Origin of the sequence: Streptomyces sp. NPDC058373 (genome assembly GCF_042723275.1) — a bacterium.
Taxonomy (GTDB): Bacteria; Actinomycetota; Actinomycetes; order Streptomycetales; family Streptomycetaceae; genus Streptomyces.
The window spans coordinates 115291-131087 of sequence record NZ_JBHXJE010000013.1 but is presented as its reverse complement, the minus strand read 5'-3'; the positions used below and the strand labels follow the sequence as shown (position 1 = coordinate 131087).

Annotated in this window: 14 protein-coding genes; 6 read left to right on the top strand and 8 right to left on the bottom strand. The window is 74.2% G+C overall.

What is annotated here, in order from left to right:
• Positions 1-175: 175 nt before the first annotated feature.
• Both ACFWMZ_RS11400 and clpS read right to left on the bottom strand, forming a co-directional pair.
• Entirely contained in the window at positions 176-778 is a 603-nt protein-coding gene (locus ACFWMZ_RS11400) for a DUF2017 domain-containing protein (protein ID WP_383173378.1), read from the bottom strand.
• The gene (gene clpS / locus ACFWMZ_RS11395) at positions 778-1092 is read right to left on the bottom strand and encodes an ATP-dependent Clp protease adapter ClpS (protein ID WP_030696422.1); all 315 of its coding nucleotides are present in this window, start codon (positions 1090-1092) and stop codon (positions 778-780) included. The genes ACFWMZ_RS11400 and clpS overlap by 1 nt, the downstream gene beginning before the upstream one ends.
• 171 nt (positions 1093-1263) lie before the next feature.
• Here clpS and ACFWMZ_RS11390 point away from each other — a divergent pair, with 171 nt between their 5' ends.
• Both ACFWMZ_RS11390 and ACFWMZ_RS11385 read left to right on the top strand, forming a co-directional pair.
• Positions 1264-2658, top strand: a complete 1395-nt coding sequence (locus ACFWMZ_RS11390) for a nicotinate phosphoribosyltransferase (protein ID WP_383173383.1) — start codon at positions 1264-1266, stop codon at positions 2656-2658.
• Between the two features lie 118 nt (positions 2659-2776).
• Complete coding sequence (locus ACFWMZ_RS11385; protein ID WP_383173385.1) at positions 2777-3367, top strand: nicotinamidase; 591 nt, start codon at positions 2777-2779, stop codon at positions 3365-3367.
• A 436-nt stretch (positions 3368-3803) separates the two neighbouring features.
• Here the strand turns inward: ACFWMZ_RS11385 and ACFWMZ_RS11380 are convergent, their stop codons facing one another.
• Together ACFWMZ_RS11380 and ACFWMZ_RS11375 are read right to left on the bottom strand one after the other, a co-directional pair.
• Entirely contained in the window at positions 3804-4148 is a 345-nt protein-coding gene (locus ACFWMZ_RS11380) for a hypothetical protein (RefSeq protein ID WP_383173387.1), read from the bottom strand.
• A gap of 122 nt (positions 4149-4270) precedes the next feature.
• Positions 4271-6676 carry an immune inhibitor A domain-containing protein gene (locus ACFWMZ_RS11375; protein WP_383200954.1) on the bottom strand — a complete coding sequence of 802 codons (2406 nt, stop codon included), beginning with the start codon at positions 6674-6676 and terminating at the stop codon, positions 4271-4273.
• A 450-nt stretch (positions 6677-7126) separates the two neighbouring features.
• Between ACFWMZ_RS11375 and ACFWMZ_RS11370 the strand changes: the two genes are divergently transcribed.
• Positions 7127-7396, top strand: a complete 270-nt coding sequence (locus tag ACFWMZ_RS11370) for a hypothetical protein (RefSeq protein ID WP_383173391.1) — start codon at positions 7127-7129, stop codon at positions 7394-7396.
• 130 nt (positions 7397-7526) lie between these two features.
• Here the strand turns inward: ACFWMZ_RS11370 and ACFWMZ_RS11365 are convergent, their stop codons facing one another.
• Both ACFWMZ_RS11365 and ACFWMZ_RS11360 read right to left on the bottom strand, forming a co-directional pair.
• Positions 7527-8288: an RDD family protein gene (locus ACFWMZ_RS11365; protein WP_383200951.1), complete on the bottom strand. Its 762-nt coding sequence runs from the start codon at positions 8286-8288 to the stop codon at positions 7527-7529.
• A gap of 79 nt (positions 8289-8367) precedes the next feature.
• Complete coding sequence (locus tag ACFWMZ_RS11360; protein ID WP_383200949.1) at positions 8368-9798, bottom strand: RDD family protein; 1431 nt, start codon at positions 9796-9798, stop codon at positions 8368-8370.
• A 309-nt stretch (positions 9799-10107) separates the two neighbouring features.
• On the opposite strand from ACFWMZ_RS11360, the gene ACFWMZ_RS11355 reads away from it, so the two are divergent.
• Positions 10108-10584, top strand: a complete 477-nt coding sequence (locus ACFWMZ_RS11355) for an SsgA family sporulation/cell division regulator (RefSeq protein ID WP_383173397.1) — start codon at positions 10108-10110, stop codon at positions 10582-10584.
• 200 nt (positions 10585-10784) lie between these two features.
• On the opposite strand, the gene ACFWMZ_RS11350 is transcribed toward ACFWMZ_RS11355, so the two are convergent.
• Entirely contained in the window at positions 10785-12194 is a 1410-nt protein-coding gene (locus ACFWMZ_RS11350; protein ID WP_383173642.1) for an FAD-binding oxidoreductase, read from the bottom strand.
• 113 nt (positions 12195-12307) lie between these two features.
• Here ACFWMZ_RS11350 and ACFWMZ_RS11345 point away from each other — a divergent pair, with 113 nt between their 5' ends.
• Complete coding sequence (locus ACFWMZ_RS11345; RefSeq protein ID WP_383200946.1) at positions 12308-13810, top strand: tetratricopeptide repeat protein; 1503 nt, start codon at positions 12308-12310, stop codon at positions 13808-13810.
• Positions 13811-13925: 115 nt separating this feature from the next.
• Here ACFWMZ_RS11345 and hppD read toward each other — a convergent pair whose 3' ends face one another.
• Entirely contained in the window at positions 13926-15089 is a 1164-nt protein-coding gene (gene hppD, locus ACFWMZ_RS11340) for a 4-hydroxyphenylpyruvate dioxygenase (protein ID WP_383173401.1), read from the bottom strand.
• Positions 15090-15221: 132 nt separating this feature from the next.
• Between hppD and ACFWMZ_RS11335 the strand changes: the two genes are divergently transcribed.
• Complete coding sequence (locus tag ACFWMZ_RS11335; protein WP_383173403.1) at positions 15222-15692, top strand: Lrp/AsnC family transcriptional regulator; 471 nt, start codon at positions 15222-15224, stop codon at positions 15690-15692.
• Positions 15693-15797: the final 105 nt, after the last annotated feature.

The following is a 15797-nucleotide window of genomic DNA, read 5'->3' as shown; positions in this document are numbered from 1 at the left end:
GGGTCTTGGGTTTTTCGGGGGGTTGTCTTCTCCTCCCCCGGCTGCGGGCGGCGGGTGCGGCGCGCACCCGTCGTGGGGGCCCCCCCACCACGACGTGTGGCGCCCCGGCGGCGAGCGAAGCTCCCAAAAAGGGTGTCTCGACAACGACATGTGGCGCCCCGGCGGCGAGCGAAGCTCAAGAAGGAGGTGCCAGGGTCTCGATCAGGCTTTCCTGCAGCCCCGCCAGCCAGAGCTGAGCGATCACCATCGGCTTGCGAGGGTCGGAGTCCGGCAGCTGGAACAGCTCGTCCGTGTCCGACTCGTCCCGCAGGTCCAGCCGCGCGGCGATGGCCAGCCGCAGGTCGTTCAGCGCGCCGATCCACTGGCGCGACTGCTCGGGCGTCAGCTCCAGCGTCCCGCCGCCCTCGCCGTCGACCGGGACCGCGTCGAGGGTCCGGACGACCAGGAGCGCCGATTCGCGCTTGGCGGCGCGCAGGTCGTTCTCGGTGAAGCGGCGGAACTCGGCCGAACGGGCACGCAGCTCCTCGGCCTCCTGCGCGGTGTCGGCGGTGGCCGGGTCGGCGTAGGCGTCGGGGAAGAGGCGGCGCAGGACCGGGTCGGTCGGTGCCTCGCTGGGGCCTTCGGCGAAGAGCTCGGCGAGCGGGTCGTCGCCGAGATGGTCGTCGCCGGGGCCGATCAGCTCCAGGAGCTGGACGGCGAGGGAGCGGATGATGGAGATCTCGACGGCGTCCAGCGCCGCCGCCGCGCCCTTCTCGGTGGGCTCGAAGTACCCGGCCATCAGGCGCGGTCCTGCTGGAGGGTGGCCCAGAGTCCGTAGCCGTGCATGGCCTGCACGTCGCGCTCCATCTCCTCGCGGCTGCCGCTGGAGACGACGGCGCGCCCCTTGTGGTGGACATCGAGCATCAGCTTGTTGGCCTTCTCCTTGGAGTACCCGAAGTACGCCTGGAAGACGTAGGCGACGTAGCTCATCAGGTTCACCGGGTCGTTGTGGACGATGGTGACCCAGGGCAGGTCGGGTTCGGGTACGGCGAAGGTCTCCTCCGCCGCTGCGGGTTGCTCGGTCTCTGCGGGCGACACACTCACCCTGCCCATGCTGCCATCCGGGGCGCGCGGGCGCACAAACGGCGGGCCCGGGAGGTGCCGCGCCGCGGGGGTGGGCCCGGGCGCCGGAAATCGTCATACTGACGTTAAGTGGGGTAGCATCCAGCCCTGCCCGCCGCTGTGGCGGTCGTCGGCCGCACCCGGAAATGCGAGGTTGTCCCCGTGAGCACTGCGGAACCCAGGAACACGGCGCCCGGACCCCGGCCCGCACGGACCGGCGAGGAGGCGTTGCGGCTGCCGGTCGAGGTGCCCTCCACGGCGCTGTTCACCGACCACTACGAGCTGACGATGCTCCAGGCGGCCCTGCACGCCGGGACCGCCGACCGCCCCTGCGTCTTCGAGGTCTTCACCCGCAAGCTCCCCGAGGGCCGCCGGTACGGGGTGCTGGCGGGGGTCGGCCGGGTCCTGGACGCCGTCGAGCACTTCCGCTTCGAGCCGGCCCAGCTCGACCACCTGCGGGCGCACGACGTGGTGGACGAGGCGACCCTCGACTACCTGGCCGGCTACCGCTTCAGCGGCGACATCCTCGGCTACCCGGAGGGCGAGGTGTACTTCCCCGGCTCCCCCGTGCTGCGGGTGGAGGGCACCTTCGCGGAGTGCGTGCTGCTGGAGACGGTGATCCTCTCCATCCTCAACCACGACTCGGCGATCGCCGCCGCCGCTTCCCGGATGTCCTCGGCGGCGGCCGGGCGGCCGCTGATCGAGATGGGGGCGCGCCGCACCCACGAGCTGGCGGCGGTGGCCGCCTCCCGGGCCGCGTACATCGGCGGCTTCACCACCACCTCCGATCTGGCGGCCGGGTTCCGCTACGACATCCCGACCACCGGGACCAGCGCGCACGCCTTCACCCTGCTGCACGACAGCGAGCGGGACGCCTTCGAGGCCCAGGTGGCCGCGCTCGGGCGGGGGACGACGCTGCTGGTCGACACGTACGACGTCCAGGAAGCCGTCCGGACCGCCGTCGAGGTGGCCGGGCCTGAGCTGGGCGCGGTCCGGATCGACTCCGGGGACCTGCTGCTCGTCGCCCACCGGGTCCGCGACCAGCTCGACCGGTTGGGGGCCCGGGACACCCGGATCGTGGTCACCTCCGACCTGGACGAGTACGCCATCGCCTCGCTGGCCGCGGCGCCGGTGGACGCGTACGGGGTCGGGACCCAGCTGGTGACCGGCAGCGGGCACCCGACCTCCTCGATGGTCTACAAGCTGGTGGCGCGGGCCCGCTCCACCGAGCCGGGGGCGCCGCTGGAGCCGGTGGCGAAGAAGTCGCTGGGCGGGAAGACGTCGCTGGGCGGCCGGAAGTGGGCGGCCCGCCGCCGGGACGCCGAGGGCACCGCCGAGGCCGAGGTGGTCGGCACCGGGTCGGTCCCGGCGGAGCTGGCCGACGCGCAGTTGCTGGTGGAGCTGGTGCGCGGCGGCGAGGTCGTCGGCCGGGAGCCGATGGACGCGGCGCGCGAGCGGCACGCCGCCGCCCGGGCCGCGCTGCCGCTCTCCGCCACCCAGCTCTCCAAGGGAGAGCCGGTCATCCCGACCGAGTACGTCGCCCCGCAGCCGGGCTGAGCTCCGCCGCCCCCCTGCCGCGGGCGGCCGCCGGTGCCTAGGCTCGGAGGGGTGAGCCGCCCGGCTCCGCCCGCCCCTGTCCGCTCCCGTATCCGCCCCGTCATCCGAAGGACATGCCATGCGCCGCGCACTGATCGTCGTCGACGTCCAGAACGACTTCTGCGAGGGCGGCAGTCTCGCCGTCACCGGTGGGGCCGAGGTGGCCGCCGCGATCACCGAGCACCTCGACGGGCCGGGGCGGGAACTGTACGACCACGTCGTCGCCACCCGGGACCACCACATAGACCCGGGCGACCACTTCTCGGCCCGCCCCGACTTCCGCGACTCCTGGCCGCCGCACTGCGTGGCCGGGACCGAGGGGGCGAGCTTCCACCCGAGTTTCGCCCCGGCGCTCGCCTCCGGCGCGGTCGAGGCCGTCTTCGACAAGGGGGCGTACACGGCCGCCTACAGCGGGTTCGAGGGGGTCGACGAGAACGGGGTCGGTCTGGCCGACTGGTTGCGGGGGCAAGGGGTCACCGATGTGGACGTGGTCGGTCTCGCCACCGACTACTGCGTGCGCGCCACGGCCTTGGACGCCCTGGCGGCGGGCTTCGGTACGCGGGTCCTGCTGGACCTCGCCGCCGGGGTCGCGCCCGACTCGGTCGAGGCCACCGTGGCCGAGCTCAGGGAGGCTGGCGCCTCCCTCACCGGGGACCTGGCCCAGCCCTGAGCCGGGCTCCGCCCGCCTTCCCCGGCCTCACGCGCCGGCCGGGCTGGGTTCTGGCTGAGCGCCGCTCGACCGTGCCGGTCACAGGTGGCCTCAAGCGCCGGCCGGGCTGGGATTCGGCTGAGATCGGCTCGACCGTGCCGGTCCAAGATGGCCTCAAGCGCCGGCCGGGCTGGGATTTCTCGGTTGCCGGTGTTTTGAGTGTCGGCCTGGCCACGGGGTTTCGCCGTTGCTCCGGGGCGGGACCGCCTCAGGGCACCCCGCGAACAAACCGCGAACCCCAAGCCCGGCCGGCGATTGAGGCCACCTGTGACCGGCACAGCCGAGCCGAGCTCAGCCAAAACTCAGCCCGGTCGGCGATTGAGGCCATCTTGGACCGGCACAGGCGAGACGGGCAGAAGCCGAGAACAGCCCGGCCGGCGATCGAGGCCCAGGCGGGTCAGACGAGGAGGGCCCGGATGGGACGCCACAGCTCCGGTGCCCGGGACACCGCCACCGCACCCCCTGCCGGCTCCCCAGGCTCCACCCCGGCGGTCCGCCATATCAGCCCGTCGGGATGATGCAGCACAGCCGTGATCTCGTCCGGCGTCGGCGGAGCCGCGTTCCCCCGGAGGTAGACGGCGCGCAGGCCGAGGTTGCGGAGCCGGGTCAGGGCCCGGGCCCGGTTCTTGGCGTGGACGAGCACGCGTACGCGCTGCTCCCCGCCCCCGGCACACGGCGCGGGAAGACTCAGCGCGACGACCACGCTACCCCCCGGCATCCGGACAAATCCGCCTGCGGCCATGGCTCAGCTCACCCCCGTGAGAAGTCGTGTCAATAAGACGGTCACGGGTGCATCTAAGCGCGATCGGCCGCCGCCCGCTAGGGGGCAGCGACCGATACGCCTGTGACCTGCGGTTTCGCTGGCTACTTCAGCGAGGGTCCGACCTTCACGGTGATCGTCTTGCCGCTCAGCGGCTCGTTGGAGATCGTGATCCGGGTGTTGGTGTCAGTGACCTTGACCGAGCCGGTGGGGTTCGACGCGTCGTAGTACCGGCCGGGGAAGCCGTCGTCGAAGACCGGGATGCCGAGCTTCGGCTTGACCTTGGCGGGCTTGCCGTCCTGGTGGAGGGTGAAGCCCTGCGTCGGGTACCAGCTGAAGGGCGCGTCATACGCCTGGACGCGGTTGCGCATGATCGTTCCGTCGGCCCACTTCTCGGCCTTCGGGTGGGCGTCGACCGGCAGCACGCGGCCCTCACCGGGGTGGACACCGGTGTTGTTGTCCTTCTGGGAGGTGTCCCACAGCCAGATCAGCAGACCGTTCTGGTAGGGGAAGTGCTCGACCCAGTCGGGGCGCGTCGAGGTCCAGCCGAAGTTGTACGGGCCGGTCTTCAGCGTGGTGTCGTAGCTGACGTACTGGCGGTTCTCGGCGATGTAGTACTGCGGGTAGTCCTGGGTGAAGGAGGCGCCGATGCGCTGGAAGCCCTCGGCACTCCAGCCGTTGTCGCCGTCCTCGGCGCCGTCGGCGAAGAGCTCCTCGCCGTCGGCGGTCAGGGTGATCGCGTCGGCGGCGAAGCCGGGCTCGGAGAGGCCGCCGTCGGTCTGGTAGCGGAACCGCAGCTCGACCTTCTGGCCGGCGTAGGCGTCCAGCGGGAAGGAGAGGGCGCGGTAGCCGTCGGAGACGCCGTGCAGCGCGGGGGTGTCGCCGCCGTCGCGGGGCAGCGGCTTGCCGTCCACGGTGCCGTCGAGCGCGGTCCAGTCGGCGCCGCCGTCGGTGGAGACCTCGGTGTAGAGGAAGTCGTAGTTCTCCTCGATGTCCCACCAGCCCTGGAGCTCCAGGGTGGCGGCGGACCTGCCGGTGAGGTCGACCGGGCGGGTCAGGGTGTTCTTGAGGTCGTCGCCGCTGTCGGACCACCACTGGGCCGCGCCTTCGGCGGGCTCGGTGATGGTGGTGGTGACTTCCTTCTCGGGCAGCTCGACGACGAGCGCCTGCTTGTCCTTGGTGTTGTACTCGGCGAGGCCCAGCTTGTGCGTCGACTTCGTGCCGGCCTTCGCGGTGGCGTGGTCGAGCCAGCCCAGCTGGAGCTTGTCCCAGGCGGTCATGTCGCCGGGCAGGTTGCCGATCTCGCTCTCGCCGGTGCCGAGCCAGGAGCCCGAGGACATCAGTGACCAGAAGGCGGTGGAGTTCTCGCCGGCGCCGCTGGTGTCGTAGTGGTCGGGCAGGCCGAGGTCGTGGCCGTACTCGTGGGCGAAGACGCCGAGGCCGCCGTTCTCGGGCTGGACGGTGTAGTCGCCGACCCAGACGCCGGTGTCGCCGATCTGGGTGCCGCCCGCCTTGTTGTCGGCGGGGCCGGTCTTGCCCGCGTCGGTGCCGTACGCGTACCAGCGGTGGGCCCAGATGGCGTCGGTGCCCTGGGCGCCGCCGCCGGCGGACTCGTCCTCACCGGCGTGCACGATCTGGAAGTGGTCGATGTAACCGTCGGGCTCGTTGAAGTCGCCGTCGCCGTCGAAGTCGTAGCGGTCCCAGGTGTCGTACTGGGCGAGCTGCTCCTTGATCTCGGCGTCGGTGCGGCCGGCGGCCTTCTGGTCGGCGGCCCACTGGGTGACGCCGTCGCGGACCGCGTCCCAGACGTTGGCGCAGTTGGTGTCGCCGCAGTAGTTGGAGCCGTAACGGGCCTCGTTGTACTCGACCTTGACCCAGTCGGAGACCTCGCCGTCGACCGAGTAGCGGCCGGAGGACTGCTTCTCGTAGTACTTCTTGACGGACTCCTTCTTCTTGTCCGTGGAGAAGTACAGGTCCTGGAAGTGCTCCTGGGAGAAGTCGGCCCTCCAGTCGGTGGAGTTGTCGTTCTTCCGGTCGGGCTCGGCGATCTGGTTGTGCAGCGGGCCGGGCTCGCCGCCGTACTTGACGACGGGTTCCTCGGGGCCGTCGGGGCCGTCCGGGTCGTACATCGTGGTGTCGTCGACCTTGTCGCCGAACTCCACGAGGATGGTGAAGATCTTGTCGGTCTTCTCCCGGCCCAGTTCGACGTACTTGCCGTCGTCCAGCCTGAGGACCCGGGAGGCGCCGCGCTGGCTGGCCTTCTTGTCGCCCGATATGAGCTGGCGCAGGGCCTCGCCCCGCTGCTTCTCCTGCTTCTCGCTGAACGGGCCTTCGAGGTTGTGCTCGACGTGGCCCTTGGCCGGTGCCGGGTCGCGGCGCTCGACGGCCGTGTCGTCTCCCGCCGGGCGGTCGGCGGCCTGTGCGGTGCCGATCGTCGCGGTGGTGGCGCCTATCGCGGCGATGGCCACGGTCAGGGCGGTGGCCCTGAAGGCTCTCCGATGTCTGCTCACGTGTGCGCTGTCCTCCCGGGGAGGCCGGACGCCGGGGACTTCGGCCTCTTGCCGGGTCCGCGCCCGGCACGGAACACAAGTGACGACATTCGACCGGAGTGGCGGAGGAAAAGACAGACCTTGACTTGAACAGGTCAATAACGTTATGCGCGCGGCCAGTTGGCCCGCACACGCGCCCGGGCGGCGGCCGACTGTACGAGGGCGCGCCCGCCGGGCGCCAGTGCTCCGCACCCGGTGACTCCGTGCGCCCCCGTGTGCCTCACCGCCGAAGAGGCGGGTGGCTTACCGGCCTTGGGCGTGGGGCATCGCCCCCCTGAGGCCGAGCCACGGCCCTGGCCCGGCCGCCCGGTGCCCCACCCGCGCGGCCGGCCGCACCAACCCGCCACCGCCTCCCCGTCTCCACCAGGACCGGAGGCACGACATCCCCGAGAAGCCGAGGACGGTCCCGCCATGGCTCGCCCCACCACCGCCCAGTACGCCACCGGTTCGGCCACCGTGGTCCTCGCCACGCTCGCCCTGCTGCTGCTCACCGGCACAACCGAAGGGCCGGGGCTCGCCCTGGTCGCCTGCGCCGCGCTCGCCCTCGGGCTGCTGGCGGCGGGAGCCGTGCCGGGGGCGCGCCGCGCGGCGGAGGCGGGTGGGCGCCGGGAGCCCATCCGGCCCGCCGCCACCCGTGGCGGGGTCGCCGTGCCGGGCGGGGAGCGGGGACTGCGGGGCTGAGCATCCGCCGGGCACCGCGCGCCCGGCCCTGCCGCGACAAAACAGGTCCCGGCCGGACCCCTTGAGGGATCCGGCCGGGACCTGGTGCGGCTGCCGCCGCCGCGCGGCCTGCCGGGAGCGGGGCCGCCGCTCAGGCGGTGGAGACCTCCACCGTCTTCGCCGCCTTGTCGTGCAGGCCCTGCTTGTAGGGCCGGTCGAAGAAGCTCCAGCCGCCGCAGATGACGGTCCAGACGCAGGCGCAGCAGAAGGCGAAGGGGAGCCAGAGGACGACCGCGCGGATCAGGGAGGTCTGCATGCCAGGCGTCGCGCCGTTGCTCAGGTCGGCGACGCGCAGGTGCAGCAGCCGCTTGCCGAGGGTCTGGCCGGTGCGGGCGGTGAGGATCGTGTCGTAGCCGATGTAGAGGATGGCGGCGATCAGCGACTGGCCGAAGGACTCGCCCGCTTCGATGTTGTCGATGTCGGTGCCGTACGTGCCGACGCCGAACAGCAGCGAGAGCAGCCACACCACGACACCGACGATGATCATGTCGATGATGCGGGCCAGTACGCGCTTGCCACTAGGCGCCAGCGGCGGCATGCCCGCCAGCGGGTCGCCGCCGTAGGGGCCGCCTCCCCCGGCCCCGCCGTACGGTCCCCCGCCCGAGCCGGGCGGGGGCGTGTCGTAGGGGTTGCGGCCGTACGGGCCGCCCCCGCCGGGCGGGGGGGCTCCCTGGCCGCCGCCGGGAGGCGGGCCGTACGGGTTCCCGCCGCCCGACGGGGGCGGGTCGTAGGGGCTGCCGCCGCCGGAGGGCGGCGGGTCGTGCGGGGTGCCGCCGCCGGAGTGGGGCGGCTTGCGGAACGGGTCGTCGTCCGGCGAGGAGCCGGACCCGGGGGGCGGCGGTTCGGTCGTCATGGGCCGAGTCGACCGCGCCCCGGGGCGCCCCGCATCCGCCGGGCCGCCGTCCGGGGGAGGCGGGTGAGCGCGGTTGGGCCTATCGGGCGACGAAGGTGCGGGCCGCCTTGTCGTGCCAGCACTGGCGCCACGGCCGGTCGAAGAGGCACCACAGGACGCCGACCACGCCGATCACCAGCAGCCCGGGGACGCTGTACACCAGCCAGCGCTTGAGCGCCGCCCCGAACGTGGGGGCGTCGTGCTCCTCGATGTCCTGGACGCGCAGGCCGAGCAGCTTCTTGCCGAGGGTGCGGCCCCACTTGGCGGTGGGCAGCGCCTCGTAGACGACGCCGAAGAGGAGGAGGACGGCGAGGACCGCGCCGAGGTAACCGGCGGTGGTGCCGTCCAGCAGCCAGACGGTGACGGTCCGTCCGGAGAGCCTGGCCGACTCGATCTTGGCGTCGATGTGGTCGCGGGCGCTCGACGCCAGCGGGACGGCGGCCGCGGCGGTGACGGCGGCCACCACCAGCGTGTCGACGAGCCGGGCGGCCAGCCGCCTCCCGAGTCCGGCCGGGCGGGCGGCGGCCTGCGCGCGGGCGGCGGCGAGGAACGGGTCCTCGACCGGCGGCTTCCACGGCACCACCGGCACGTTCTCGTCGGGCTGGGCGGCCCCGTGCCCCGGGGCGGCTGGGCCGGGCGGCTGCTGGGCCCACCCGGGCGAGGGCTGGGGCCGCGCGGGCGCGGCGGGCTGCGCCGGGGGCGCGGGGCGGGGCTGGGGTACGGCGGCCGGGGCCGGGGCGGGCGCGGGGTGCGGCTGGGCCGGAGCGGCCCCCTGGCCCGGCGCCGGGCTCTGGGCGGGCAGCGCCGCCGGGGAGGCGGGCTGTTCGGCGGCGGGCGGGGCCGAGCGGGGCAGGGCGCGGATCGACAGGGTGCCGGGGTCGTGGGCCGGGGCGGGGGCGGCCGGGGCGCCGCCCGGCGGTGCCGGGGCCGAGGTGCCGCGCGGGTCGACCGGGGATGGGGCGAGGCCGGGCGGGCCCGCGGGGCTCGCCGGGTCGCGGCGGGCGGCCGGGGGGACGGGGCCTGCCGGGCGACGGAAGGTCAGGGTGCCCTCGGCGGGGGCGGGCGGGGCCGACTCGCCGGTGCGCGGGTCGGGCACGTCGGCGGCGGGCGGGGCGGCGGGCCCGCCCCAGGAGACGCGGTGGTCCGGGGCGCCGCCGAAGCCGGACTGGCGGGCGGGGTCGGCGCCCCAGGCGGCGTCGCGGGCGGGGCCCTCGGCGCTGGGCGCGGCCGGGTCCTCGTCGAGGAAGACGGGTCCTGTCTCCTCGGCGGGTGCTGGGGTGGGGCGGGGTGGTTCGGGGGCGGAGCCCGGGGGTGGTCCGGGCAGGGGTTCGCCGTCGGCGGGGGCGGGGCGGCTGGTGCCGGGGGCCCAGGAGGCGCCGTTCCAGTACCTGATGTAGCCGGGAATGGACGGGTCGGGGTAGTAGCCCGGGCGGGGCCTGTCGTCACCGGGTGCCGGAGTTGGGGCGCTCATGGTCCGTCGTCCCGTATCTGTTCGGGGGTGTTGTGGTGGCGTCCACATTTATCAGAACTCCCCTGTCCGGCGGGCCGGTGTGGGCGGACCGGCCCGCTCACGGGCGACGCCGGGCACGGTACGGAGGGGGCTTCGCGGACGGGCGCGACTTCGGCGGAAAAAAATTCCGCCGAAGTCGCGTAATGCCCGGCATCCGGCGCGCTCTCGCCTGGTGACGGGCCGTCCCGCCGCCCTGCCGGGGCAGGCGGGACGGCAGGACGTCCGGTCCCCGGGGGACGGACTTGTGGGAGAGCTGAGGAGCGCACCGAGATGAACACCGTTGTGGAACGTGAGCTGGAACTGCGGCTGGTCCTTTCGCCCGAGCGGAGCATCGCCGTCCCGGCCCGGCTTGTGTACGCGGCGGCCGATCCGTTCGCGGTGAGTGTCACCTTCCACCTGGGTTCGCAGAACCCGGTGCACTGGACGTTCGCCCGCGAACTGCTGGTGGAGGGGGTGTTCCGCCCGTGCGGCCACGGGGACGTGCGGATCTGGCCGTCGAAGGCGGAGGGGCGCAGCGTGCTGCTGATGGCGCTGAGTTCGCCGGACGGCGACGCGCTGCTCCAGGCGCCGTCGGCCGCGATGTCGGCGTGGCTGGACCGCACCCTCGCCCTGGTCCCGCCGGGCACGGAGCACGAGCGGCTGGAGATGGACGAGGGCCTGGCCCGGCTGCTGGAGCCCACTCCGGCCGACGACCTGTGGCGCGGGGACCCTTGGTCGGAGGAGGCGCCGGGGGCGGACGGTGAGTGAGCCCGGCCCCGGGCCGGCCGCCGCCCCGCGGGGAGGCGAGCCGCCGGGCCGGGCACCGGCTCCCGTACGGCGTGACGGGCGCCGGTGTCCGGCGCGGCGGCCCCTCCGGCGGCCGCGGGCGGTGCCGCGCGCCGGGTTGACGGACCGGCGGTTCGGCCGGGTCAGTGGTCAGGGGTCAGGGCCATAAATGAGGGTGGGGGTCAGAACAGCTTGCCGGGGTTGAGCAGGCCGAGCGGGTCGAGGGCGGCCTTGACCGAGCGCTGGATCTCGACGCCGGTGGGCCCGAGTTCGCGGGCGAGCCACTCCTTCTTCAGGACGCCGACGCCGTGTTCGCCGGTGATGGTGCCGCCGAGTTCCAGGCCGAGCGCCATGATCTCGTCGAAGGACTCGCGGGCGCGGCGGGCCTCGTCGGCGTCGGTGGCGTCGAAGCAGACGGTGGGGTGGGTGTTGCCGTCGCCGGCGTGGGCGCAGACGCCGATGGTCAGGTCGTACCGGGCGGCGATCTCTTCGACGCCTTCGAGGAGTTCGGCGAGGCGGGAGCGGGGCACGCAGACGTCGTCGATCATGGTGGTGCCCTTGACCGCCTCCAGCGCGGTGAGCGACATCCGGCGTGCGGCGAGCAGGAGTTCGGACTCGGCCTCGGTGTCGGCGGGGACGGTGCCGGTGGCTCCGGCGGCTTCGCAGAGGGCGCCGACGGCGGCGAGGTCGGCGGCCGGGTCGGGCGTGTCGAAGGCGGCGAGGAGGAGCGCCTCGGTGGTCTCCGGGAGTCCCATGCGGGCCATCGCGTTGACGGCGCGGACGGTGGTGCGATCCATCAGTTCGAGCAGGGACGGGGTGTGCCCCTCGGCCATGATCCGGCAGACGGCGTCGCCCGCGGCGGCGGCCGAGGGGAACTCCGCGGCCAGCGCGAGCTGCCGGGGCGGGCGGGGCTTGAGCGCGAGGACGGCCTTGACGACGACGCCGAGGCTGCCCTCTGAGCCGACGAAGAGCCGGGTGAGGTCGTACCCGGCGACGCCCTTGGCGGTGCGGCGGCCGGTGGTGAGCAGGCGGCCGTCGGCGAGGACCACGTCGAGGCCGAGGACGTACTCGGCGGTGACCCCGTACTTGACGCAGCACAGCCCGCCGGAGGCGGTGCCGATGTTCCCGCCGATGGTGCACGTCTCCCAGGAGGACGGGTCGGGCGGGTAGCTGAGGCCGTGTTCCTCGACGGCGCGGGAGAGGACGGCGTTGACGACGCCGGGTTCGGTGACGGCGATGCGGTTGACGGGGTCGATCTCCAGGATGCGGTCCATCTTGACGAGGGAGAGCACGAGGCACCCGTCGCTGGCGTTGGCGGCGCCGGAGAGGCCGGTCCGGGCGCCCTGCGGGACGACGGGGACCCGGAAGGCGGTGGCGGTCCGCATGACGTGCTGCACCTGTTCGGTGGTGCGGGGCAGCACGACGGCGGCGGGCTTGCCGGCGTCGCAGAAGCTCGCCATGTCGTGGGCGTAGGCGGCGGTGACGTCGGGGTCGGTGAGGACGGCTTCGTCGGGCAGGCCCTCGCGGAGCCGTGCGAGGAGCGCGGTGGGGCCGGTGGGCGCGGGCGGCTCTGCGGTGGGGGGCGCGGGCATCTGCGGCTCAGGCATGGGCACAGGGTGGCACCGGCGGCCATTGGTGTGAACCCGTCGGCGACCAGCGGCTCTCCGCGTCGATGGGATCGTCGTACTGGCGCACAGTGTGCGGCATGGACAGGGAGACAGGGCGGCCCGGCACGGGGCTGCGTACGGACCGCCGCACGCCGCTGCCCGGGGCGGTACGGACCCCCCGCCCGCGCCAGCCACCGGGCGGCCCCGGTGCTCCCCCGCCGCCCCCTGCGCGCCGCCCCCGGCGCCGGGGCCTGCGCCTCCTGGCCGCCGTCGGCGTGGGTCTGCTGCTGGCGGGCGGCGGGGTCGTCGCCGTCGACCGCCTCGCCCGCGACCGGGCCGCCGTCGCGCCGCTCACCCCGGCAGGCCGGGCGCTGGCCGCCGCCGCGGCGGGGCGCCCCGCCGCCCTGGGCGACCTGGCCGCGCTGATCGGCGAGCGGGAGGCGCGGGTGCGCCGCGATCCGGCCGACCGCGACGCCTGGGCGGTGCTCGGCGCCGCCCTCGCCGAACGCGCCGCGCGCTCCGGCGCCCCCGGCGCGCACACCGAGGCCGAACGCGCCCTCCAGCAGGCCTTGGCCGGGGACGGCCCCGCCGACGTACGGGCGCTGACCGGGCTGGCGGTGCTCGCGGGCGCCCGGCAGGACTGGGCGGGCGCGGCCCGCTGGGGCGAGGCGGCCCGGGACCGGTCGCCGGGGCGCTGGACGACGTACCTGGTGCTCCTCGACGCGTACCGGGGGGCGGGGAACGCGAAGGCGGCGGACAAGGCGCTGGAGCGGCTCCAGGAGCTGCGGCCGACGCCGGTGGCGGCGCTCGCGGCGGCCGGGGCGCACCGGGAGCGCGGCTGGCGGGAGGACGCCGAGGCGACCGTGTACGACGCGGCGGCGCGCGCGGCGACCCCCGCCGAACGCGCCGGGGCGCTGCGCCGCGCCGGTGACCTGGCCTGGGAACGCGGCGAGGCCGAGACCGCGCTCACCCGCCACGAGGCGGCGCTGCGGGCCGAGCCCGCGCACCATCCGGCAGCGGCCGGGCGGGCCCGGGCGCTGGCCGGGCTGGGCCGCACCGAGGAGGCGCTGGCCGCCTGGGCGCGGGCCCGCGCGCTCGCCCCGCACCCCGGTTACGCCGTGGAGTCCGGCGAGCTGCTGCTGGCGCTGGGCCGCTCCGGCGAGGCGGCCGACCACTTCTCGCTGGCCCGGGACCAGGTGGCGGCCCTGGCGCGGGACGGCGTACGGCAGGAGCCGCTGCTCGGACGGCTGGAGGCCGACCACGGCGACCCGGCGGAGGCGGTGCGGCTGCTGACCGCCGAGCACCGCCGCCATCCGGGCCCGGCGGCCTCCGACGCGCTGGGGTGGGCGCTGCACCGGGCCGGGCGGTCGCGGGAGGCGCTGCCCCGGCTGCGGGCGGCGGTGAAGGACGGCCCGAACACGGCGCTGCCCGCGTACCACCTGGGCATGGCCCATCTGGCGCTGGGCGAACGAGGCGCGGCCAGGCGGCAGTTGGAGCGGGCCCTGCGGATCGCCCCGGAGTTCTCGCCGCTCCACGCCGAACGGGCCCGCCGCGAACTGGCGGCGCTGGGCGAGCCGGCCTGGGGGCCGCCGCCCGCCTGAGGACGGCCAGGCGGCGCAGGCGGGACCCGTCCGGGAGGCGGGCGCGCCGACGGCCCGCCTCCCGGGCCCGCGAGGGGAGGCGCGGGTGGGGAGGCGGGCCGTCGTGTGGTGCGGCTCAGAGGTTCCCGCGCCGCTCCTGCTCGCGCTCGATCGCCTCGAAGAGCGCCTTGAAGTTGCCCTTGCCGAAACCCATCGAGCCGTGCCGCTCGATGAGTTCGAAGAAGACGGTCGGCTTGTCCTGGACCGGCTTGGTGAAGATCTGGAGCAGGTAGCCGTCCTCGTCGCGGTCGACGAGGATCTTCAGCTCGCGCAGGGTCTCGACCGGCACCCGGGTCTCACCGGCCCACTCGCCGAGGGTGTCGTAGTACGAGTCGGGGGTGTTGAGGAACTGGACACCGGCCTCGCGCATGGTGCGCACGGTCCGCACGATGTCGTTGGTGGCCAGCGCGATGTGCTGGACGCCCGCGCCGCCGTAGAACTCCAGGTACTCGTCGATCTGCGACTTCTTCTTGGCGACGGCCGGCTCGTTGATCGGGAACTTGACCTTGAGCGTGCCGTCGGCGACCACCTTCGACATGAGGGCGGAGTACTCGGTGGCGATGTCGTCCCCGACGAACTCCTTCATGTTGGTGAAGCCCATGACCTTGTTGTAGAAGGCCACCCACTCGTTCATCCGGCCGAGTTCGACGTTGCCCACGCAGTGGTCGATGGCCTGGAAGGTGCGCTTGGCGGGCGGGGCGACGATCGGCTCGGCGGCGACGTAGCCGGGCAGGTACGGGCCGTCGTAGCCGGAGCGCTCGACCAGGGTGTGGCGGGTCTTGCCGTAGGTGGCGATGGCGGCGAGGACGACGGTGCCGTGCTCGTCCTTGACCTCGTGCGGCTCCTCCAGGCCGGTGGCGCCGTGGGCCACGGCGTAGTCGTAGGCGGCGCGGGCGTCGGGCACCTCGATGGCGAGGTCCACGACGCCGTCACCGTGGGCGGCGACGTGGCTCTCCAGGAAGGCGCCGCGCTCGGTGCTCGCCTTGATGACGGAGGTGAGGACGAACCGGGCCGAGCCGTTCTCCAGGACGTAGGAGGCGGTCTCGCGGCTGCCGTTCTCCGGTCCGGAGTAGGCGACGAGCTTCATCCCGAAGGCGGAGGAGTAGTAGTGGGCGGCCTGCTTGGCGTTGCCGACCGCGAAGACCACGGCGTCCATTCCCTTGACGGGGAACGGGTCGGCCTCGCGCGCGGTGTGGGGGGAGGACTGGGGGGCCTGGGGGTTCGTCGATGTCGCTGCCATGGCCGCAGCTTCACCCCGTTCCGCAAGGTGCGCAATAGTTCGCGAAAGTACTGGGCAAGGTGCCCGGTGACCCGCCAGTATGGGCGGCTCATCTGTACAGGATGACCATCTGGGAGTGGGGAGGGTGGCCTGATGGGCATTGACGAGCTGGACGGCCGGCTGATCGTGCTGCTGGCGCGGGAGCCGAGGATCGGGGTGCTGGAGGCGTCGCGCAGGCTGGGAGTGGCGCGCGGCACGGTGCAGTCGCGGATGGACCGCCTTCAGTCGAACGGAGTCATCCGCGGTTTCGGCCCGGACGTCGATCCCGCGGCCCTCGGGTACCGCGTGACGGCCTTCGCGACGCTGGAGATCCGCCAGGGCCAGGGCCCGGACGTGCGGGCGCACTTGGCGCAGGTCCCGGAGGTGCTGGAGCTGCACACGATCACCGGTGAGGGCGACATGCTGTGCCGCCTGGTGGCCCGCTCGAACGGCGACCTCCAGCGGGTGATCGACCGGGTTGTGGGTTTTGATGGCATCGTCCGGGCCGCCACGGCGATCGTGATGGAGAACCCGGTGCCGCTGCGCGTCATCCCGTTGGTGGAGCAGGCGGCCCGGGAGATCTGAGCGCGACCACGAGGCGGCCCCGCGACACCGACCCGAAGGCGAAGCCGAGACCCTCGGCCGACCCGCCCGCGACCACCGCGCGGGGCCGCCTCCCCACAGGCACCC

Bases quoted from the DNA above. Each gene is read 5' to 3' on its own strand.
- clpS (WP_030696422.1), bottom strand. From the start codon at position 1,092: ATGGGCAGGGTGAGTGTGTCGCCCGCAGAGACCGAGCAACCCGCAGCG.
- ACFWMZ_RS11370 (WP_383173391.1), top strand. From the start codon at position 7,127: ATGGCTCGCCCCACCACCGCCCAGTACGCCACCGGTTCGGCCACCGTG.
- ACFWMZ_RS11365 (WP_383200951.1), bottom strand. From the start codon at position 8,288: ATGACGACCGAACCGCCGCCCCCCGGGTCCGGCTCCTCGCCGGACGAC.
- ACFWMZ_RS11355 (WP_383173397.1), top strand. From the start codon at position 10,108: ATGAACACCGTTGTGGAACGTGAGCTGGAACTGCGGCTGGTCCTTTCG.
- hppD (WP_383173401.1), bottom strand. From the start codon at position 15,089: ATGGCAGCGACATCGACGAACCCCCAGGCCCCCCAGTCCTCCCCCCAC.
- ACFWMZ_RS11345 (WP_383200946.1), top strand. From the start codon at position 12,308: ATGGACAGGGAGACAGGGCGGCCCGGCACGGGGCTGCGTACGGACCGC.
- ACFWMZ_RS11400 (WP_383173378.1), bottom strand. From the start codon at position 778: ATGGCCGGGTACTTCGAGCCCACCGAGAAGGGCGCGGCGGCGGCGCTG.
- ACFWMZ_RS11335 (WP_383173403.1), top strand. From the start codon at position 15,222: ATGGGCATTGACGAGCTGGACGGCCGGCTGATCGTGCTGCTGGCGCGG.
- ACFWMZ_RS11385 (WP_383173385.1), top strand. From the start codon at position 2,777: ATGCGCCGCGCACTGATCGTCGTCGACGTCCAGAACGACTTCTGCGAG.
- ACFWMZ_RS11350 (WP_383173642.1), bottom strand. From the start codon at position 12,194: ATGCCCGCGCCCCCCACCGCAGAGCCGCCCGCGCCCACCGGCCCCACC.
- ACFWMZ_RS11360 (WP_383200949.1), bottom strand. From the start codon at position 9,798: ATGAGCGCCCCAACTCCGGCACCCGGTGACGACAGGCCCCGCCCGGGC.
- ACFWMZ_RS11380 (WP_383173387.1), bottom strand. From the start codon at position 4,148: ATGGCCGCAGGCGGATTTGTCCGGATGCCGGGGGGTAGCGTGGTCGTC.